A 20,060-nucleotide genomic window follows, 5' to 3' on the forward strand; every position below is an offset into this window, starting at 1 on the left:
TCGACGATTGAAAAAATCTTTTTTACCCGCCCGTGGATTATCGTTATAAGGAGCGCCAACGGCAGTCTTAGCCCGGAGTTAACTTTATGAGCACTGGCAAAGAACAACTGGAAGTGGACGACGACCTTGTTGAGTCGGATGACGACGTGGCAGAGACGCCTGTGGTTGAGGTGGCCAAGACCAATTTGAGCAAACGCCGCACCATCGACAACCTCCTGGAAGAGCGACGCTTGCAAAAACAGTTGGCCGACTACGACTTCGACCTCTGATACAACCGGAAACGGCCAGAAGCCTCCCTTACGGAGGCTTTTTTCTGCCGGTATAGCGGGGGGCAATGCGTGCCTCAGACCAGCCCGTTGCGCTGGGCCAGTTCGATCAGGTCCACCAGTGAGCGCGCGTTGAGCTTTAGCAGCAGCCGCGTTTTGTAGGTACTGACGGTCTTGTTGCTGAGGAACATGCCGTCTGCGATTTCCTTGTTGGTCTTGCCCCGGGCCAATTGTTGCAACACCATCATTTCGCGCCCGGACAGGCGTTCGACCATGTCCGCCTCACTGGCGTTGCCGATGGTGGAGCGCACCGAGTTCAATGCCTGGTTCGGGAAGTAGCTGTAGCCGGAAAGCACCGCTTTGATGGCACTCAGCAGTTCGGTAAGGTCCTGCTGCTTGCACACGTAGCCCGCCGCCCCAGCCTGCATGCAGCGCATGGAGAAATGGCCAGGCGCCTGCGAGGTGATCACCAGCACCTTGAACGGCGATGGCTGTTTGCTGGAGGACAGTCGGCAAATAACTTCCAGCCCGTCGAGCTGGGGAATTCCAATATCCAGTATCACAATGTCCGGCATATGCTCGCGCGCAAGTTGCAACGCATCGACACCGTTATCGGTCTCTGCAACGACCTCATAACCATGACGTTCCATCAGCATGCGCACAGCAAGACGAATCACGGGATGATCATCCACGATCAGCACTTTATTCATAAGAAAGTCCAATTTCGCTGTTCGAATTATTCAGAGCAAACACAATAGCCTAGTCGTTTCCTAGTTGGCATAGTGTTCCCCCCCGAGCAACAGCAAGCAGAGACCCAAGCCACAAAGATATCGGAATCAGCCTACAAAAAAACAACAATGAGGATGCATTCGATTTTATGCAGGCTTTCAGACCTTTCCGTACCGGTACATATCTTGAGTGAAATAAGCACCGGCCAAAGGGCGGTCCGTAAACGTGGCGTACAGGACTTTCAGGAAATGCCCCTTGTTTGCGCCGTTTAAAAGAATGGGCAGGTGAAAACATTCCCTTTGATTCAGTTCCATTTAACATAAGTGTTTACACCGTAAAATTCCTACAGAAATTTCAGCGCACTACATCCACGCCGTGCTTCTTTGAGTGATTTTTCTGTAGGAGATAGTTCCTGCCAGGGTGTAAACATTTCATTGCGTTCGTGACACTTCAGCACAAAAAAACACATCAAGAATCTTATGATGAGTAACAAACAAGCGTTAAACACATTACTCGCTATATATTCATTGCGTTCAAAAAAAAGACCCCTTGAATAAGGGGCCTTTTTTTCAGATCACCTGGAACATTCAGAACAGCTTGCGACCTTTATTGGCCGCAATGCGCATGCGCAGTGCGTTCAACTTGATGAAGCCCGCCGCGTCTGCCTGGTTATAGGCGCCGCCGTCTTCTTCGAAGGTGGCGATGTTGGCGTCGAACAGCGACTCATCGGACTTGCGCCCGGTGACGATCACGTTGCCCTTGTACAGCTTCAGGCGCACAACGCCGTTCACATGGGCCTGGGAGGCGTCGATCATTTGTTGCAGCATCACACGCTCAGGGCTCCACCAGTAACCGGTGTAGATCAGGCTGGCGTACTTGGGCATCAGCTCGTCTTTGAGGTGAGCCACTTCGCGGTCCAGAGTGATGGACTCGATGGCGCGGTGCGCACGCAGCATGATGGTGCCGCCCGGGGTCTCGTAGCAGCCACGGGACTTCATGCCCACGTAACGGTTCTCGACGATGTCGAGACGGCCGATACCGTGCTCGCCGCCAATACGGTTGAGGGTCGCCAGCACGGTGGCCGGGGTCATCTCGACGCCGTCCAGCGCGACGATATCGCCGTTGCGGTAGGTCAGTTCCAGATACTGCGGCTTGTCTGGAGCGTTCTCCGGGGAGACGGTCCATTTCCACATATCTTCTTCGTGCTCGGTCCAGGTGTCTTCCAGCACGCCGCCTTCATAGGAGATGTGCAGCAGGTTGGCGTCCATCGAGTACGGAGACTTCTTCTTGCCGTGGCGTTCGATCGGGATGGCGTGCTTTTCAGCGTAATCCATCAGTTTTTCACGGGACAGCAGGTCCCATTCACGCCACGGTGCAATCACTTTCACGCCTGGCTTGAGGGCGTAGGCGCCCAGTTCAAAGCGCACCTGGTCGTTGCCCTTGCCGGTCGCGCCATGGGAAATGGCATCGGCGCCGGTTTCGTTGGCGATTTCGATCAAGCGCTTGGCGATCAGCGGACGGGCGATGGAGGTACCCAGCAGGTACTCGCCTTCGTAGACGGTGTTGGCGCGAAACATCGGGAAGACGAAATCGCGGACGAACTCTTCGCGCAGGTCGTCAATGTAGATCTCTTTCACGCCCATGGCTTGCGCCTTGGCGCGTGCAGGTTCGACTTCTTCGCCCTGACCCAGGTCAGCGGTGAAGGTCACCACTTCACAGTTATAAGTATCCTGCAGCCACTTGAGGATCACCGAAGTGTCCAGGCCGCCGGAATACGCGAGAACGACCTTGTTTACGTCGGCCATGCCATCACTCCACGGGGTTGTACGGAAAGGCGACGATTCTACCGTTCAAAACCGTGAATTTACAGGGGCGCGACAGCAAATGAAGATAAAGCGACAGATTATGTCGACGGCGCGACCGGGGGTCGCACCTTATGAGGTGTGTGCCGGATTGCCCGGAGCGGCGGCCTGCGGTGCCGGTTTCTCGGGGGCAGCCACGCGCTCAAGCTGAATGTTCACGCGACGGTTGCGCGCGCGGTTGGCCGCATTGGTGTTGGGCGCCAAGGGATAGCTTTCACCATGGAATCGCAGGGTGATCTGCGACTCCGCAATGCCATTGGCCTTGAAGTAGTCCATCACCGCCAGGGCGCGGCGGCGCGAAACATCGCGATTGGTCAGGCGGTTGCCGCTGTTGTCGGAGTGACCGTTCAACTCCATATGGTTAACCGTGGGATCGGCCTTAAGGTACGCCAGAATCACTGACAGCTTCTGCTTGGCGGCGGCATCCAGCTCAACGCCACCGCCGGGGAAGCCGACTTCGGTCTGTTTGACCTGATCGTAATTCATCGGCAACAGCTTGGCGGTGCACAGCTGATAGTCGTTGAAAGCCTTGTTGAATTTCACCGGCAACAGGCGAACTTCCGAGTAACCGCCCTCGCGCCCGTAATGGCGCACCGTGGGGCTGCGCCCTTCCAGAAGACCCGTGAACAGACGCCCGGCCTGTGCCTGGGAGCTGTTGAACAGCACATCGCCGCTGCCAACCCGCACCGCGCCCAGATTGATATCGCCGCGCCCCGGCTGCCACGGTGCAGCGGCCGCCAGCAGCGTCGCCGAGCCTGCGCCAAGTGCACCGTTATAGGCCTTGAGGCGAAACGTCGCCTGCTCGCCGGCCCGGCGCACGAACTCACCCGAGCCGAAATCGGTGATCGGCTGGGTCAGACGGCACTCGAACTGATCGCCTTCCACCTTCCACTCAATGTTCTCCAGACGGGTCTGGAACGTGAGGGCCATTGCAGGCAGGCTGGCGAACACACTGAGCAGGGCTAGATAATGCTGGCGCACGGGCGGCTCCACTGGTTTCTACAACACATCAAGGCGTCATACATCGTTAAGGCATACCCCCTGCTATCGGTCGTATCCTGCAAAACTTGATAGCGAGTGCCTGCAACAGTCTTTTCCGGTAGCATTCCCACCAGATTGACCCGCCTGGAATCCCCAATGTCCGACCGCCTGACCCTGCTGCGTCCCGACGACTGGCATATTCATCTTCGCGATGGTGCTGCGTTACCCCACACCGTGGCCGATGTAGCGCGCACGTTTGGCCGTGCCATCATCATGCCCAACCTGGTACCTCCGGTGCGCAATGCCGCGCAAGCCGATGCCTATCGCCAGCGCATCCTCGCCGTGCGACCGGCTGGCAGCCGCTTCGAACCGTTGATGGTGCTCTACCTCACCGACCGCACCCTGCCTGAAGAAATTCGCGAAGCCCATGCCAGCGGCTTTGTGTACGCCGCCAAGCTGTACCCGGCGGGCGCCACCACCAACTCCGACTCCGGCGTGACCAGCATCGACAAGATCCTGCCGGCCATCGAAGCCATGGCGGATGTCGGCATGCCGTTGTTGATCCACGGTGAAGTCACCCGTGGCGACGTGGATGTGTTCGACCGCGAGAAGATCTTCATCGACGAGCACATGCGTCGCGTGGTCGAGCTGTTCCCGACGCTCAAGGTGGTGTTCGAGCACATCACCACCGCTGATGCCGTGCAGTTCGTCACCGAGGCCTCGGAAAACGTCGGCGCGACCATCACCGCTCATCACCTGCTGTACAACCGCAACCACATGCTGGTGGGCGGGATTCGGCCGCATTTTTACTGCCTGCCGATCCTCAAGCGCAACACCCACCAGGTGGCTTTGCTGGACGCAGCCACCAGCGGCAGCCCGAAGTTCTTCCTCGGCACCGACTCGGCACCCCACGCCCAGCACGCCAAGGAAGCCGCCTGCGGCTGCGCCGGTTGCTACACCGCGTTTGCTGCCATCGAGCTGTACGCCGAAGCGTTTGAACAACGCAATGCGCTGGATAAGCTTGAAGCTTTTGCCAGCCTCAACGGGCCGCGCTTCTACGGCCTGCCGGCTAATACCGACCGCATCACCCTGGTCCGCGAAGACTGGACCGCCCCCGCCAGCCTGCCGTTCGGCGAGCTGACCGTCATCCCGCTGCGCGCCGGTGAAACACTGCGCTGGCGCCTGCTGGAGGAAAGCAAGTGAGTGAAGACCATTACGACGACGAACACGAGCACAGCGGTGGCGGCTCCCGTCATCCAATGGCCGAGCGGTTTCGTGGCTATCTGCCGGTTGTCATCGACGTAGAAACCGGTGGTTTCAACTGCGCCACCGACGCTTTGCTGGAAATCGCCGCCACCACCATCGGTATGGACGAGCAGGGATTCGTGTTTGCCGAACACACGCATTTCTTCCGCGTAGAGCCGTTCGAAGGCGCGAATATCGAAGCCGCCGCCCTGGAATTCACCGGCATCAAGCTCGATCACCCCCTGCGCATGGCGGTAAGTGAAGAGGCGGCGCTGACCGATATCTTCCGTGGCGTACGCAAGGCATTGAAAGCCAATGGCTGCAAACGCGCGATCCTGGTTGGCCACAACAGCAGCTTCGACCTGGGCTTCCTGAACGCCGCCGTGGCGCGCCTGGACATGAAGCGCAACCCGTTTCATCCCTTCTCCAGCTTCGATACCGCTACCCTCGCCGGCCTGGCTTACGGTCAAACGGTATTGGCCAAGGCCTGCCAGGCCGCCGGTATCGACTTTGACGGCCGCGAAGCCCACTCGGCGCGTTACGACACCGAGAAAACCGCAGAGCTGTTCTGCGGCATCGTCAACCGGTGGAAGCAGATGGGCGGCTGGGAAGATTTCGGCGACTGAGACTCTTCCGGGCGTTCCTCCCACAAAAAAACCGGCCCTCACAGGCCGGTTTTTTTGTACCTGGAATCAGGCTTACAGCTTGCCAGCGTTCTCGGTCAGGTAAGCCGCAACACCTTCGGTGGAAGCGGTCATGCCCTTGTCGCCTTTTTTCCAGTTGGCAGGGCAGACTTCACCGTGCTCTTCGTGGAACTGCAGCGCGTCGACCAGACGGATCAGCTCTTCCATGTTACGGCCCAGCGGCAGGTCGTTGATGATCTGCGAGCGCACAACGCCCTTGTCGTCGATCAGGAACGCGCCACGGAACGCTACACCGCCTTCGGACTCAACGTCGTAGGCCTTGGCGATCTCGTGCTTCATGTCGGCAGCCATGGTGTATTTGACTTTGCCGATGCCGCCATCGTTGATGGCCGTGTTGCGCCACGCGTTGTGGGTGAAATGGGAGTCGATGGACACGGCAACCACTTCAACGTTGCGCGCCTTGAAGTCGTCCATGCGGTGGTCCAGAGCGATCAGCTCGGACGGGCAGACGAAAGTGAAGTCCAGCGGGTAGAAGAACACCAGGCCGTATTTGCCTTTGATGGCTTCAGACAGCTTGAAGCTGTCTACGATTTCGCCATTGCCGAGCACTGCAGGTACGTCGAAATCCGGGGCTTGTTTGCCGACGAGTACGCTCATTGGGTATCTCCTGATGTAAGGGTGAAGATTGAAGTAACAGGACCGGTGTTGAGTCTGCCGTATTTAAGCGACAGGCCTGTGACGCAGTCACGCTTCGTGAAGACCGGCCATCATACACTGAAAAAACCGTTCGTCAGCGCGAGGCCCGTGCTGGTGAAATACCCAGCGAATGTACTTTGACAATCATTCTCGTTAACATTAAGATCCAATGCATTCAAGCCTCACACCGCGATGGTTCTCCCTATGTATGTGTGCCTTTGTACTGGCGTCACCGACGGACAAATCCGCGAAGCAATCTATGAAGGTTGCTGCAGCTACAAGGAAGTGCGCGAAACCACGGGCGTTGCCAGCCAGTGTGGTAAATGTGCCTGCCTCGCCAAGCAAGTGGTACGGGAAACCCTGACGCAACTGCAAACAGCGCAGAGCGCGCTCCCCTACTCAGCAGAATTTACACACGCTTAAATAAGCGTGTTTTAAAGAACCGGACCTGGAGTCCGGTTTTTTTATGTCTGTAATTCAATCAGTTAGCGCCGAGACGCGGAACACAAACATTCTTATTCCGATTAATTTTCATTTATTATTCAATAACTTAGGTTTGACACTAAGGTTTCCGCCGCTCAAACTCCGCCCTATACACAGCTATTACAGGGCAGGACCCCAGTCATGAAAGGCGACATCTCAGTCATCCAGCAGCTCAACAAAATCCTTGCCAATGAACTGGTCGCGATCAATCAGTACTTTCTGCATGCACGCATGTACGACGATTGGGGCCTGGAAAAGCTCGGCAAGCGCGAATACAAAGAGTCGATCAAGGCCATGAAAGACGCCGATGCGCTGATCAAGCGCATCCTGTTCCTGGAAGGCCTGCCGAACGTGCAGGACCTGGGCAAGCTGAACATCGGCGAACACACTCAGGAAATGCTCAACAGCGACCTGGGCTTTGAACGCAAGAGTCACAGCGACCTCAAGGCCGCCATTGCCCACTGCGAAACCCACGGTGACTTCGGTAGCCGCGAGCTTCTGGAAGATATTCTGGAAGATCAGGAAGAACACATCGACTGGCTCGAAACCCAACTGGGCCTGATCGTCAAAGTCAGCCTGGAGAATTACCTGCAGTCGCAGATGGGCGAATAACCCACAGCACGCCGGTATAAAAAAGCCCCGCTCTCTTTCGAGAAGCGGGGCTTTTTAATGCAGGCCAATCAAGCGTCGGTCTTGGCCGCTGCACTGGCTGCTGCATCTTTGACCAGCGCCTGCAACGAACCATCCGCTGCCATTTCAGTGATGATGTCACTGCCGCCGACCAGTTCGCCGGCTACCCACAATTGCGGGAAGGTCGGCCAGTTGGCGTACTTTGGCAAATTGGCGCGGATTTCAGGATTCTGCAGAATATCCACGTAGGCGAATTTTTCACCGCACGCCATGATGGCCTGGGATGCCTTTGCGGAGAAACCGCACTGAGGCGCGTTCGGTGCGCCCTTCATGTAAAGCAGAATGGTGTTGTTGGCAATCTGCTCTTTGATCGTTTCGATGATATCCATGGAACACCTCGGCTGGAACTTTGCGACTCACAGGTCGGCACGGTGGCGCATTGTAACGCAAAATCCCGGCACAATGCTCTGGCTCCTTATGCGGCCGAAACCTGCACCGGCACCCCGTTCAACGCGGCGTTGCCAGACAATTCGTCCAACTGCCGCTCGTCAGTCAAGTCGTTGGCGCTCGCTCCGGGCTGGCTGCTGGCGATTGTCATCCGCACGCCAGGGCGGCCATGACCCCAACCGTGGGGCAGGCTGACCACGCCGGGCATCATCTCCAGACTGGCGACTACCTCAACTTCGATCATGCCGATACGCGAGCTGACGCGCACGCGCTGCCCATCGCCCAACTGCCGGCTCGCCAGGTCATCGGGGTGCATATGCAACTGGTGCCGTGGCTTGCCTTTCACCAGCCGGTGATAGTTATGCATCCACGAATTGTTGCTGCGCACATGGCGACGGCCGATCAGTAGCAGCTCGTCAACCACAGGCGCCGGCTGTGCCGCAAAACGCACCAAGTCCGCAAGAATCACCGCCGGTGCGGCCTGCACCTTGCCATCTGCGGTTTTCAAACGCGCAGCAAGATTGGCCGACAGCGGCCCCAGGTCCAGGCCATGGGGATGTTCCGCCAGCATTGCCACCGACAGCTTGTGAGCGGAGGCATCACCATAAGTCCCGGCGCGCAGGCCGGCATCGATCATCTGCGCCGGCGCCATCGTCGGCTTCAGCGCAACGCCCGTCTGCGCGGCAAAGGCCTTGGCCAAACCGACGAAAATCTCCCAGTCGTGCAACGCACCCGCAGGCTTTGGCAGGATCGCGCGATTGAAACGGGTAACGTTGCGCACCGCGAACATATTGAACGTGGTGTCGTAATGATCATTCTCCAGCGCCGAGGTGGACGGCAGGATCAAGTCGGCATAGCGCGTGGTCTCGTTGATGTACAGGTCGACACTGACCATGAACTCAAGCCCCTCCAGCGCCTGCTCCAACTGGCGACCATTGGGCGTGGACAGCACCGGGTTGCCGGCCACCGTCACCAGCGCGCGGATTTGCCCGTCGCCGGCGGTGAGCATTTCTTCAGCCAGGGCCGATACCGGCAATTCCCCCCCGTATTCCGGACGCCCGGAAACCCGACTCTGCCAACGATTGAAATGCCCGCCACCGGTGGACGCCACCAGGTCCACGGCCGGCGTAGTGCACAGCGCGCCACCCACCCGGTCGAGATTGCCGGTCACCAGGTTGATCAACTGCACCAGCCAATGACACAGCGTGCCGAACGCCTGGGTCGACACCCCCATGCGCCCGTAGCACACCGCTTTGTCCGCAGCGGCAAAATCACGCGCCAACTGGCGGATCTGCTCAGAGGGCACGGCACATTGGCTGCTCATGGCCTCGGCGGTGAACCCGGCGATGGCGCGGCGCACCGCCTCAAGGCCTTCAACCGGCAAATGGCTGGTACGGGTCAGATTCTCCGTAAACAGGGTGTTGAGCAGACCGAACAGCAACGCCGCATCCCCCCCAGGCCGCACGAACAGATGCTGGTCGGCTATCGCCGCCGTCTCGCTGCGCCGAGGGTCGACCACCACCACTTTGCCACCCCGCGTCTGAACGGCCTTCAAGCGTTTTTCCACATCCGGCACGGTCATGATGCTGCCATTGGAGGCCAGCGGATTGCCGCCGAGTATCAGCATGAAATCGGTGTGGTCGATGTCCGGGATCGGCAGCAACAGACCATGGCCGTACATCAGGTGGCTGGTGAGGTGATGGGGCAGTTGATCCACTGAGGTTGCGGAAAACCGATTGCGCGTCTTCAACAACCCCAGAAAATAGTTGCTGTGGGTCATCAGCCCATAATTGTGCACGCTGGGGTTGCCCTGGTAGACCGCCACCGCATTCTGCCCATGACGCGCCTGAATGCCCGACAGACGTTCAGCCACCAGCGCGAAGGCATCTTCCCAAGGGATGGGTTGCCATTGGCTGCCGACGCGCAGCATGGGCTGATGCAGGCGGTCCGGGTCATTCTGGATATCCTGCAACGCCACGGCCTTGGGGCAGATGTGCCCACGGCTGAAGCTGTCCTGGGCGTCGCCCTTGATGGACGTGATCGCCAGGCTGCCGTCGTGGGCCTGGGTGGTTTCCAGGGTCAGGCCGCAAATGGCTTCACACAGATGGCAAGCACGGTGGTGGAGAGTCTTGGTCATGGCCAGTCTCTTTATAGGGGCATTGGGCCAACTATGGGCCGCCGTGGCCTGGTGCACCAGCAACCTTCGCGGCATGAATCGACTGGCATCAGGCCAGGCCATGGCCAAGAGCATGAGCAAATGTTTCAAAGGTGCGCGCATCGTCGCGGGAAACCGACACAGCCTGGCCTGCCCATAATGCCGTCCAGTTAAGGACAATGTGTGGGCTTATTGTGGCGAGCGGGCTTGCCCCGCGTTGGGGTGCGAAGCGCCCCCACTCCAGCAAAACGCGGGGTACCTGATACGGCTCAGCGCCTGGTTGTGGGGCTGCTGCGCAGCCCAACGCAGGACAAGCCTGCTCGCCACAGGGAATCTGCGCTTGACTGAACGGCATTAGGCCTGGCCCCGCCGCCGCGCATTGCAAAAGGTTGCGGCGCCAGTGTACAAATGGCCCGCTGCTGTCAGGAAGTTGTTTTCAAACGCGCTTTGCCGCCCCGCTGAACACCCTTAAAAACCGTAGCCCTATTGGTAAGACGCGACATTTAATTATAAGATCGCGCCTTCCCCTATTTCGTCGCCCCGTGCGGCTTTCGCCGCAGGTCTCGCCCGTTGTCACAATAAACAAGGCTTTGAGTATCTGCGGTCTGTTGCAAAAGGTAGTTAATGATGAGCGCTAGGCACTTTCTCTCCCTGATGGATTGCACGCCCGAAGAGCTGGTCGGCGTGATCCGTCGAGGCATTGAGCTTAAAGACCTGCGTAACCGCGGCGTACTGTTCGAGCCTTTGAAAAACCGCGTGCTCGGGATGATTTTCGAAAAGTCATCGACCCGCACCCGCGTGTCGTTCGAAGCCGGCATGATTCAACTGGGTGGCCAAGCCATCTTTCTGTCTTCGCGCGATACGCAACTGGGCCGGGGCGAGACCGTCGCCGACAGCGCCATCGTCATGTCGAGCATGCTTGACGCCGTGATGATCCGGACCTTTGCCCACAGCACCGTGACCGAATTTTCCGCCAACTCGCGGGTGCCGGTGATCAACGGCCTGTCCGATGACCTGCACCCCTGCCAGCTGCTGGCCGACATGCAAACCTTCCTTGAACATCGCGGCTCTATCCAGGGCAAGACCGTGGCCTGGATCGGCGATGGCAACAACATGTGCAACAGCTATATAGAAGCGGCGATCCAGTTCGACTTCCAGCTGCGTGTTGCCTGCCCTGAAGGCTACGAGCCTGATGCGCGCTTCCTCGAACAAGCCGGCAGCCGCGTCACCCTCGTGCGCGACCCGCGTGAAGCCGTCGCCGGCGCGCACCTGGTGAGCACCGACGTGTGGACCTCAATGGGCCAGGAAGAAGAAACCGCCAAGCGCCTGGCCCGTTTCGCGCCGTACCAGGTGACCCGCGCCCTGCTCGACCTGGCCGCGCCCGACGTGCTGTTCATGCATTGCCTGCCGGCGCACCGGGGTGAAGAAATCAGTCTCGACCTGCTCGACGACCAGCGCTCGGTGGCGTGGGACCAGGCCGAAAACCGCCTGCACGCGCAAAAGGCCCTGCTCGAATTTCTTGTGCCGCCGTCGTACCACCACGCATGAGCCAGCCCCTACTGCTGAACCTGCGTAATCTGGCATGCGGTTATCACGATCAACGGGTGGTACAGAACCTCAATCTGCACCTCAATGCAGGTGATATCGGTTGCCTGCTCGGCTCTTCCGGCTGCGGCAAGACCACCACGCTGCGGGCGATTGCCGGGTTCGAACCGGTGCACGAAGGTGAAATCAGCCTGGCCGGCGAAGTCATCTCCAGCGCCGGTTTCACCCTGGCACCGGAGAAACGTCGTATCGGCATGGTGTTTCAGGACTACGCCCTGTTTCCCCACCTCAGCGTGGCCGACAACATCGCATTCGGCATTCGCAAGCACCCGCACAAAGACCGCGTGGTTACCGAACTGCTGGAACTGGTCAACCTCAAGAACCTGGGCAAGCGCTTCCCCCACGAATTGTCCGGTGGTCAGCAACAACGCGTCGCTCTTGCCCGCGCCCTGGCGCCGGAGCCGCAACTGCTGTTGCTGGATGAGCCCTTCTCCAACCTCGATGGCGAACTGCGGCGCAAGCTCAGCCATGAAGTGCGCGAGATTCTCAAGGCGCGCGGCACCAGTGCGATCCTGGTCACCCATGATCAGGAAGAAGCCTTTGCCGTAAGCGATCAGGTGGGCGTGTTCAGGGAAGGCCGCCTGGAACAGTGGGATACGCCCTACAACCTTTATCACGAACCGCAAACGCCCTACGTCGCCAGTTTTATTGGCCAGGGCTACTTTATCCGTGGCCAATTGAGCTCGCCGGAATCCGTGCGCACCGAACTGGGTGAGCTGCGCGGCAACCGCGCTTACACCTGGCCTGCCGGAGGCGCGGTGGACGTGCTGCTGCGCCCGGACGACATCGTCCATGCGCCGGACAGCGCCCTCAAAGCGCGAATCGTCGGCAAGACCTTCCTCGGCGCCTCGACGCTCTACCGCCTGCAGTTGCCGACCGGCGCGCAGCTGGAGTCGATTTTCCCAAGCCATGCGGACCATCAGGTGGGTGTGGATGTGGGCATCCGGGTTGCGGCAGAACATCTGGTGCTGTTTCAGGCAGCACGCTGAATATGGGAGGGGGCTTGCGCCTTCCCATAGTGGATTTTCATTGGCTCGAAATCACATCCTGCCAATCGGCGCGAAGGTGGCCTGGGTGTTTTCGGCCAGCGCCAAAGCTGTCAATTCCACTTCCAGCCCTCGCCTTCCCGCACTCACAAAAATCGTCGCAAGTGGCTGCGCCGTCACATCGATAAATGTGCGCAAACGCTTTTTCTGCCCCAAAGGACTGATTCCCCCCAGCAAATAACCGGTGGAGCGCTGCGCCGCCGCCGGGTCGGCCATTTCGACTTTTTTCACTCCCGCCGCCTGCGCCAGGGCCTTGAGGTCCAGACTTCCGACGACCGGCACCACCGCCACCAGCAACTCGCCCTTTTCACTGCTGGCCAGCAGGGTTTTGAACACCCGCGCCGGATCAAGGCCCAATTTCTCTGCGGCCTCCAGACCATATGAAGCCGACTTGGGATCGTGCTCGTAACTGTGGATGCGATGTTCGGCGCGAACTTTTTTCAACAGATCCAATGCGGGGGTCATGATGTCTCCAGTCGGGGCAAACAGAGGGTCGATTTTAAGCCAAGCCCCTGTAAAACGCTCTAGTGCGGCCCCCGCGTGCGCGGATAATTTCTGCTGCAAGCGTGATCATTCATCAGACCAATAGTTGGAAAATGACTGACAGTTCACTTTCGACCTTTGACAGCCGTCATTCTTGTCTATATTTTTTCGTTTCCGAATACTGTAGGAATGGTTTCCGCAGTATCGCAGCAGTAAGCCGTGGCGTGGATGGGGATCCTCGTCATTGGTGAAAATCGCGCAAGGCCCAACGAGGCCGTACGCCAGACAAGAACAACAAATGAGGTTTTCCATGACAACTGCTCTTCAACAGCCTTCACTTTCGAGCCAATGCATGGCCGAATTCCTCGGCACCGCGCTGCTCATCTTCTTCGGTACCGGTTGCGTTGCTGCGCTCAAGGTCGCGGGTGCCAGCTTCGGCTTATGGGAAATCAGCATCATCTGGGGGATCGGCGTCAGCATGGCGATCTATCTGAGCGCCGGTATTTCCGGGGCGCACCTCAACCCGGCGGTCAGTATCGCCCTGTGCCTGTTTGCCGATTTCGAAAAGCGCAAACTGCCTTTCTACATCCTCGCTCAAGTCGCCGGCGCCTTCTGCGCTGCGGCGCTGGTGTACACGCTGTACAGCAACCTGTTTTTCGATTACGAACAAACACACCACCTGGTACGCGGCACCCAAGCCAGCCTGGAATTGGCCTCGGTATTCTCCACCTACCCCCACGCGCTGTTGAGCACGGCCCAGGCATTCCTGGTGGAAATGGTCATCACCGCCATCCTGATGGGCGTGATCATGGCCCTGACCGACGACAACAACGGCCTGCCACGCGGCCCGCTGGCGCCACTGCTGATCGGTCTGCTGATTGCGGTCATCGGCAGTGCCATGGGCCCGCTGACCGGCTTTGCGATGAACCCGGCGCGGGATTTCGGGCCCAAGCTGATGACCTTTTTCGCTGGCTGGGGTGAAATAGCCTTCACTGGCGGTCGCGACATCCCCTATTTCCTGGTGCCGATTTTCGCGCCGATTGTCGGCGCTTGCCTGGGTGCTGCGGCCTACCGTGGGCTGATCGCCCGTCATTTGCCAAGCGCCGCCCCTGCTGTAGCTGAAACACCTGACACGGCTGTCAACGGCAACACGCGTATTTCCTGAAAGCGCCGGCCTGGTCCCCTGCCCATTGCGGCCCAGGCTGACTTCCGACTTCCCTCTTTCGTACAAGGCAATTGACATGACCGACATTCAGAATAAGAACTACATCATTGCCCTCGACCAGGGCACCACCAGTTCGCGAGCGATCATCTTCGATCGTGACGCCAACGTGGTGTGCACCGCCCAACGCGAGTTCACCCAGCATTACCCGCAAGCCGGCTGGGTCGAGCATGACCCGATGGAAATCTTCGCCACCCAGAGCGCAGTGATGGTCGAAGCGCTGGCACAGGCCGGCCTGCACCATGACCAGGTCGCCGCCATCGGTATCACCAACCAGCGTGAAACCACCGTGGTATGGGACAAGAACACCGGTCGCCCAATCTACAACGCGATCGTCTGGCAGTGCCGCCGCAGCACCGAGATCTGCCAGCAGCTCAAGCGCGATGGTCATGAGCAATACATCAACGACGCCACCGGCCTGGTCACCGACCCATACTTCTCCGGCACCAAGCTCAAGTGGATCCTCGATAACGTCGAAGGCAGCCGCGAGCGTGCGCGCAACGGCGAACTGCTGTTCGGCACCATCGACAGCTGGTTGATCTGGAAATTTACCGGCGGCAAGACTCACGTCACCGACTACACCAACGCCTCGCGCACCATGCTCTTCAACATCCACACGCTGGAGTGGGACGCGAAGATGCTGGAGATTCTCGACGTGCCGCGCGAAATGCTGCCCGAAGTCAAATCCTCATCGGAAATCTACGGCCGCACCAAAAGCGGCATTGCCATCGGCGGCATCGCCGGTGACCAGCAAGCGGCGCTGTTCGGTCAGATGTGCGTAGAGCCCGGCCAGGCCAAGAACACCTACGGCACCGGCTGCTTCCTGCTGATGAACACCGGTGACAAGGCGGTCAAATCCAAGCACGGCATGCTCACCACCATCGCGTGCGGCCCCAGTGGCGAAGTGGCTTACGCCCTCGAAGGCGCCGTGTTCAACGGCGGCTCGACGGTGCAATGGCTGCGCGACGAACTCAAAATCATCGCCGACGCCACCGACACCGAATACTTCGCCGGCAAGGTCAAGGACAGCAACGGCGTATACCTGGTGCCGGCCTTCACCGGTCTGGGCGCGCCGTACTGGGACCCGTATGCCCGTGGCGCGCTGTTCGGCCTGACCCGTGGCGTACGCGTGGACCACATCATTCGTGCAGCCCTCGAGTCGATTGCCTACCAGACCCGCGACGTGCTCGACGCCATGCAGCAGGACTCGGGCGAACGCCTGAAGGCCCTGCGCGTGGACGGTGGCGCGGTGGCCAACAATTTCCTGATGCAGTTCCAGGCCGACATCCTCGGCACCCAGGTAGAGCGCCCGCAAATGCGCGAAACCACAGCGTTGGGCGCCGCTTACCTGGCGGGCCTTGCCTGCGGTTTCTGGAGCAGCCTGGACGAACTGCGTGGCAAGGCGGTGATAGAGCGCGAATTCGAACCGCAGCTGGACGAAGCGGCCAAGGAGAAGCTCTACGCCGGCTGGCAAAAAGCGGTGAGCCGCACCCGCGACTGGGAACCGCACGAAGGCGCTGAATAAGCCATAGGCGGGACCCTGCCGGGGTTCCAACTGGTCGGGAGCAGATTCCTGCGGCATCATGGGCCACTTTTGTACGGCAGCCCAAAGGACGCCCCATGAATCTGCCTCCCCGCCAGCAACACATCCTCGAACTGGTCCGCGAACGCGGCTATGTCAGTATCGAGGAAATGGCGCAGTTGTTCGTTGTCACCCCACAAACCATCCGCCGCGATATCAATCAATTGGCGGATGCCAATCTGTTGCGCCGCTACCACGGCGGCGCAGCCTATGATTCCAGCGTCGAAAACACCGCCTACGCCATGCGAGCCGACCAGATGCGCGACGAGAAACAGCGCATCGGCGAAGCCATCGCCGCGCAAATCCCCGATCACGCCTCGCTGTTCATCAACATCGGCACCACCACCGAATCCATCGCCCGTGCGCTGCTCAATCACAACCACCTGAAAATCATCACCAATAACCTCAACGTCGCCACCATGCTGAGTGCCAAGGACGACTTCGACGTGCTGTTGACCGGCGGCAACGTGCGCCGTGACGGCGGCGTGGTGGGCCAGGCCAGCGTGGATTTCATCAACCAGTTCAAGGTCGACTTCGCGCTGGTGGGTATCAGCGGGATTGACGAGGACGGCAGCCTGCTGGATTTCGACTACCAGGAAGTGCGCGTGTCACAGGCGATCATTGCGAACGCCCGCCAGGTGATTCTGGCGGCGGACTCCAGCAAATTCGGGCGCAATGCCATGATTCGCCTGGGGCCGATCAGTCTGGTGGATTGCCTGGTAACCGATCAACAACCGGTGCCGGCATTGGTGCAGTTGTTAAATGAGCACAAGGTCAGGCTGGAAGTGGTGTAGCGCCTGTACCGCCGCCTTCGCGGGCATGCCCGCTCCCACATTTGACCGAGTTCCCTCATGAGAACGCGGGTTAAGGTGGGAGCGGGCTTGCCCGCGAAGGCGGTCTATGCAAAAACCTTCCTCAAGCCCACGTTCACAAATTTCCCCTCGCCTGCCCTTCGATGAATTTTTTCAATCGAAGTCGACTGGCTGTGCCCGCGTTTATCAGCTACCATTTTCGCAAATGAACATTAATGTTCGAATTCCAATACAAAATGATTGCGAGGCCAGCCGATGAACCCTTCTACCTTGCCTGCTCCACCCCTTGCCGAAGTCTATGACGTTGCCGTAATCGGTGGCGGGATCAATGGCGTCGGGATCGCAGCAGACGCAGCCGGGCGCGGTTTGTCGGTATTCCTTTGCGAAAAGGACGACCTGGCCAGCCACACCTCTTCAGCCAGCAGCAAGTTGATCCACGGTGGCCTGCGCTACCTGGAACACTACGAGTTCCGCCTGGTGCGCGAAGCGCTGGCCGAACGTGAAGTGCTGCTGGCCAAGGCACCGCACATCGTCAAGCAGATGCGCTTCGTGCTACCGCACCGTCCTCACCTGCGCCCTGCGTGGATGATTCGCGCCGGTCTGTTCCTTTACGACAACCTGGGCAAGCGCGAGAAACTCGCTGGCTCCAAGAGCCTCACCTTCGGCGCCGACAGCCCGCTGAAAAGCGAAATCACCAAAGGCTTCGAATATTCCGACTGCTGGGTCGACGATGCCCGCCTGGTGGTGCTCAACGCCATGGCCGCACGTGAGAAAGGTGCGCACATTCACACCCAGACCCGCTGCGTCAGCGCGCACCGCAGCCAGGGCGTGTGGGAAATGAACATGGAGCGCGCCGACGGCAGCCTGTTTTCGATTCGTGCCAAGGCGCTGGTGAATGCCGCCGGCCCATGGGTTGCCAAGTTCATTCGCGACGACCTCAAGCTGGATTCGCCTTATGGCATCCGCCTGATCCAGGGCAGCCACCTGATCGTGCCGAAACTCTACGAAGGCGCTCACGCACACATCCTGCAAAACGAAGACCAGCGCATCGTCTTCACGATTCCGTACCTGAACGATCTGACCATCATTGGCACCACCGACCGTGAATACGACGGCGACCCGGCCAAGGTGGCAGTCACCGAAGGCGAAACCGACTACATGCTCAACGTGGTCAACGCGCACTTCAAAAAACAGCTGAGCCGCGACGACATCGTCCACACCTACTCGGGCGTGCGCCCGCTGTGCAACGACGAGTCGGACAACCCATCGGCCATCACCCGCGATTACACCCTGTCGCTGTCCGGCGGCACGGGCGAGGCGCCTATCCTGTCGGTGTTCGGCGGCAAGCTGACCACCTATCGCAAGCTGGCCGAGTCGGCCATGGCTCAACTGGCCCCCTACTTCGCGCAGATGCGCCCAAGCTGGACTGCCACCGCCAGCCTGCCGGGCGGTGAAGACATGACCACGCCGCAAGCGCTGGCCGACGCCATTGGCAAAAAATTCGACTGGGTGCCAAGTGAACTCGCGCGCCGTTGGTCAGTGACCTACGGCAGCCGCACCTGGCGTTTGCTGGAAGGCGTGCAATCGCTGGCAGACCTGGGCGAGCACCTGGGTGGCGGCCTGTATACCCGCGAGGTCGATTACCTGTGCGCCGAAGAATGGGTGACCCAGCCCCAGGATGTGCTGTGGCGCCGGACCAAACTTGGCCTCTCCACCACCCCGGAAGAACAGGAAAACCTGCAGCGTTATCTGTCCAAGGTCGAGCAAAACCGCAAGATCGAAGCCGCCTGACCTGTGCGGGAGCGAGCGCACTCGCTCCCGCACCATTCGGTTTTCCGAACGCCCGCCCCCTCCCCATTCGGTTTGCCGTACTTGCCCGCAGCAAATCCGCTGTCACACAAAGTTAATTCCTATATAAATCAGCGCATTAATCTTCTACCGCCGGTCTGGCACGACTCATGCTCTACACTTCCCAACGATTGCCCAGGGCCTCCCAGCAGCCGTTATGGGCATTCGCCGTACAAGAGAGCCGCCTATCCGGCTTCATAAAAAAAACAAATGTCGAGGAAGTATTGATGCGCATCGTTCCCCATATCCTGGGCGCAGCTATCGCTGCTGCTCTGATCAGCACTCCAGTGTTCGCCGCCGAACTCACCGGCACGCTGAAGAAAATCAACGACTCCGGCACCATCACTCTCGCGCACCGCGACAGCTCCATTCCGTTTTCCTACATCGCGGATGGTTCGGGCAAACCTGTGGGCTACTCCCACGACATTCAGCTGGCTATCGTTGAAGCCCTGAAAAAAGACCTGAACAAGCCCGACCTGAAGACCAAGTACAACCTGGTCACCTCGCAAACCCGCATCCCGCTGATCCAGAATGGCACCGCGGACCTGGAATGCGGCTCCACCACCAACAATGCCGAACGCGCCCAACAGGTCGACTTCACCACCAACATCTTCGAAATCGGCACCCGCTTGCTGGTCAAGAAAGACAAGGATGGCAAGCCGTCCTACGGTGATTTCGCCGACCTCAAAGGCAAGAACGTCGTGACCACCGCCGGCACCACGTCCGAGCGCATCATCAAAGCGATGAACGCCGACAAGCAGATGGGCATGAACGTCATCTCCGCCAAAGACCATGGCGAATCCTTCCAGATGCTCGAAAGCGGCCGCGCCGTAGCATTCATGATGGACGACGCCCTGCTGGCCGGTGAAGAAGCCAAGGCCAAGAAGCCGGACGACTGGGTCATCACCGGTACGCCACAATCCTTCGAGGCCTATGCCTGCATGGTTCGCAAGGAAGACCCGGCCTTCAAGAAAGCCGTGGATGACGCTATCGTCGGCCTGTTCAAATCCGGCGAGATCAACAAGATCTACAGCAAGTGGTTCGAAAGCCCGATTCCACCCAAAGGCCTGAACCTGAACTTCCCGATGAGTGACAAGGTTAAAGAGCTGATCGCCAACCCAAGCGACAAGCCGGCGCCCGACGTAAAAATCTGACACCGAACTAACCTTATCGCCTGAGGGAGCCCACCCTCCCTCAGGCATCTGTTACTACCTGCTGGCTGTATTTTTGGAACACTCGACCTGGCGGTTTCCGAGCCGATCGCGTGTGCCTGGCATTCAATGTCGGGCGGGAATGGACTTTCCCCAAGCGGGTGCTTGTACAT

20 protein-coding genes are annotated in these 20,060 nt (G+C 59.2%); 13 read left to right on the top strand and 7 right to left on the bottom strand.

Annotated features, from left to right (window positions below; all coding sequences use genetic code 11):
- Positions 1–86 precede the first annotated feature (86 nt).
- Positions 87–269 carry a PA3496 family putative envelope integrity protein gene (locus TU75_RS08585; RefSeq protein WP_003231405.1) on the top strand — a complete coding sequence of 61 codons (183 nt, stop codon included), beginning with the start codon at positions 87–89 and terminating at the stop codon, positions 267–269.
- A 74-nt stretch (positions 270–343) separates the two neighbouring features.
- Here the strand turns inward: TU75_RS08585 and TU75_RS08590 are convergent, their stop codons facing one another.
- The 3 genes from TU75_RS08590 to TU75_RS08600 form a co-directional block, all read right to left on the bottom strand.
- Positions 344–976, bottom strand: a complete 633-nt coding sequence (locus tag TU75_RS08590; RefSeq protein WP_060548687.1) for a response regulator transcription factor — start codon at positions 974–976, stop codon at positions 344–346.
- 606 nt (positions 977–1,582) lie between these two features.
- Positions 1,583–2,800, bottom strand: a complete 1,218-nt coding sequence (locus TU75_RS08595; protein WP_003231410.1) for an argininosuccinate synthase — start codon at positions 2,798–2,800, stop codon at positions 1,583–1,585.
- 129 nt (positions 2,801–2,929) lie between these two features.
- Positions 2,930–3,838: a flagellar protein MotY gene (locus tag TU75_RS08600; RefSeq protein ID WP_003231412.1), complete on the bottom strand. Its 909-nt coding sequence runs from the start codon at positions 3,836–3,838 to the stop codon at positions 2,930–2,932.
- Positions 3,839–3,994: 156 nt separating this feature from the next.
- On the opposite strand from TU75_RS08600, the gene pyrC reads away from it, so the two are divergent.
- On the top strand, positions 3,995–5,041 hold the full coding sequence (pyrC, locus tag TU75_RS08605) for a dihydroorotase (protein WP_003231414.1): 1,047 nt from the start codon (positions 3,995–3,997) through the stop codon (positions 5,039–5,041).
- Positions 5,038–5,709, top strand: coding sequence for a ribonuclease T (gene rnt / locus TU75_RS08610; RefSeq protein WP_003231417.1), 672 nt, complete (start codon positions 5,038–5,040; stop codon positions 5,707–5,709). The genes pyrC and rnt overlap by 4 nt, the downstream gene beginning before the upstream one ends.
- Before the next feature lie 72 nt (positions 5,710–5,781).
- Here rnt and TU75_RS08615 read toward each other — a convergent pair whose 3' ends face one another.
- The gene (locus tag TU75_RS08615; protein WP_003231418.1) at positions 5,782–6,384 is read right to left on the bottom strand and encodes a peroxiredoxin; all 603 of its coding nucleotides are present in this window, start codon (positions 6,382–6,384) and stop codon (positions 5,782–5,784) included.
- Between the two features lie 243 nt (positions 6,385–6,627).
- On the opposite strand from TU75_RS08615, the gene TU75_RS26345 reads away from it, so the two are divergent.
- Together TU75_RS26345 and bfr are read left to right on the top strand one after the other, a co-directional pair.
- A complete protein-coding gene (locus tag TU75_RS26345; protein WP_078047118.1) occupies positions 6,628–6,846 on the top strand; it encodes a bacterioferritin-associated ferredoxin in 219 nt (72 codons plus the stop codon).
- A gap of 201 nt (positions 6,847–7,047) precedes the next feature.
- Positions 7,048–7,518 (top strand): bacterioferritin, encoded by a 471-nt coding sequence (gene bfr, locus TU75_RS08620; RefSeq protein ID WP_003231421.1) that lies wholly within the window; start codon positions 7,048–7,050, stop codon positions 7,516–7,518.
- 68 nt (positions 7,519–7,586) lie between these two features.
- Here bfr and grxD read toward each other — a convergent pair whose 3' ends face one another.
- Together grxD and TU75_RS08630 are read right to left on the bottom strand one after the other, a co-directional pair.
- Positions 7,587–7,925 carry a Grx4 family monothiol glutaredoxin gene (gene grxD / locus TU75_RS08625; RefSeq protein ID WP_003231422.1) on the bottom strand — a complete coding sequence of 113 codons (339 nt, stop codon included), beginning with the start codon at positions 7,923–7,925 and terminating at the stop codon, positions 7,587–7,589.
- A gap of 86 nt (positions 7,926–8,011) precedes the next feature.
- Complete coding sequence (locus TU75_RS08630; RefSeq protein ID WP_060548688.1) at positions 8,012–10,120, bottom strand: molybdopterin oxidoreductase family protein; 2,109 nt, start codon at positions 10,118–10,120, stop codon at positions 8,012–8,014.
- Between TU75_RS08630 and TU75_RS08635 the strand changes: the two genes are divergently transcribed.
- The 3 genes from TU75_RS08635 (at position 10,119) to TU75_RS08645 (ending at position 12,732) form a co-directional block, all read left to right on the top strand.
- Entirely contained in the window at positions 10,119–10,298 is a 180-nt protein-coding gene (locus tag TU75_RS08635) for a hypothetical protein (RefSeq protein WP_032869921.1), read from the top strand. The two genes, TU75_RS08630 and TU75_RS08635, sit on opposite strands and share 2 nt — an antisense overlap.
- A 467-nt stretch (positions 10,299–10,765) precedes the next feature.
- Positions 10,766–11,686 carry an ornithine carbamoyltransferase gene (gene argF / locus TU75_RS08640; protein WP_003231428.1) on the top strand — a complete coding sequence of 307 codons (921 nt, stop codon included), beginning with the start codon at positions 10,766–10,768 and terminating at the stop codon, positions 11,684–11,686.
- Positions 11,683–12,732: an ABC transporter ATP-binding protein gene (locus TU75_RS08645; protein ID WP_060548689.1), complete on the top strand. Its 1,050-nt coding sequence runs from the start codon at positions 11,683–11,685 to the stop codon at positions 12,730–12,732. Before argF ends, TU75_RS08645 begins: the two co-directional genes overlap by 4 nt.
- 51 nt (positions 12,733–12,783) lie before the next feature.
- Here TU75_RS08645 and ybaK read toward each other — a convergent pair whose 3' ends face one another.
- Entirely contained in the window at positions 12,784–13,254 is a 471-nt protein-coding gene (gene ybaK / locus TU75_RS08650) for a Cys-tRNA(Pro) deacylase (RefSeq protein ID WP_003231434.1), read from the bottom strand.
- A 328-nt stretch (positions 13,255–13,582) separates the two neighbouring features.
- Here ybaK and TU75_RS08655 point away from each other — a divergent pair, with 328 nt between their 5' ends.
- The 5 genes from TU75_RS08655 (at position 13,583) to TU75_RS08675 (ending at position 19,890) form a co-directional block, all read left to right on the top strand.
- Positions 13,583–14,437 (top strand): MIP/aquaporin family protein, encoded by an 855-nt coding sequence (locus TU75_RS08655; RefSeq protein ID WP_003231437.1) that lies wholly within the window; start codon positions 13,583–13,585, stop codon positions 14,435–14,437.
- 76 nt (positions 14,438–14,513) lie between these two features.
- On the top strand, positions 14,514–16,019 hold the full coding sequence (glpK, locus tag TU75_RS08660) for a glycerol kinase GlpK (protein WP_060548690.1): 1,506 nt from the start codon (positions 14,514–14,516) through the stop codon (positions 16,017–16,019).
- Positions 16,020–16,114: 95 nt separating this feature from the next.
- Positions 16,115–16,870: a DeoR/GlpR family transcriptional regulator gene (locus TU75_RS08665; protein WP_003231440.1), complete on the top strand. Its 756-nt coding sequence runs from the start codon at positions 16,115–16,117 to the stop codon at positions 16,868–16,870.
- 273 nt (positions 16,871–17,143) lie between these two features.
- The gene (gene glpD, locus TU75_RS08670; RefSeq protein WP_060548691.1) at positions 17,144–18,679 is read left to right on the top strand and encodes a glycerol-3-phosphate dehydrogenase; all 1,536 of its coding nucleotides are present in this window, start codon (positions 17,144–17,146) and stop codon (positions 18,677–18,679) included.
- 284 nt (positions 18,680–18,963) lie between these two features.
- Entirely contained in the window at positions 18,964–19,890 is a 927-nt protein-coding gene (locus TU75_RS08675; RefSeq protein WP_060548692.1) for a glutamate/aspartate ABC transporter substrate-binding protein, read from the top strand.
- Positions 19,891–20,060: the final 170 nt, after the last annotated feature.

The organism is Pseudomonas poae (assembly GCF_001439785.1).
GTDB classification, from domain to species: Bacteria; Pseudomonadota; Gammaproteobacteria; order Pseudomonadales; family Pseudomonadaceae; genus Aquipseudomonas; species Aquipseudomonas poae.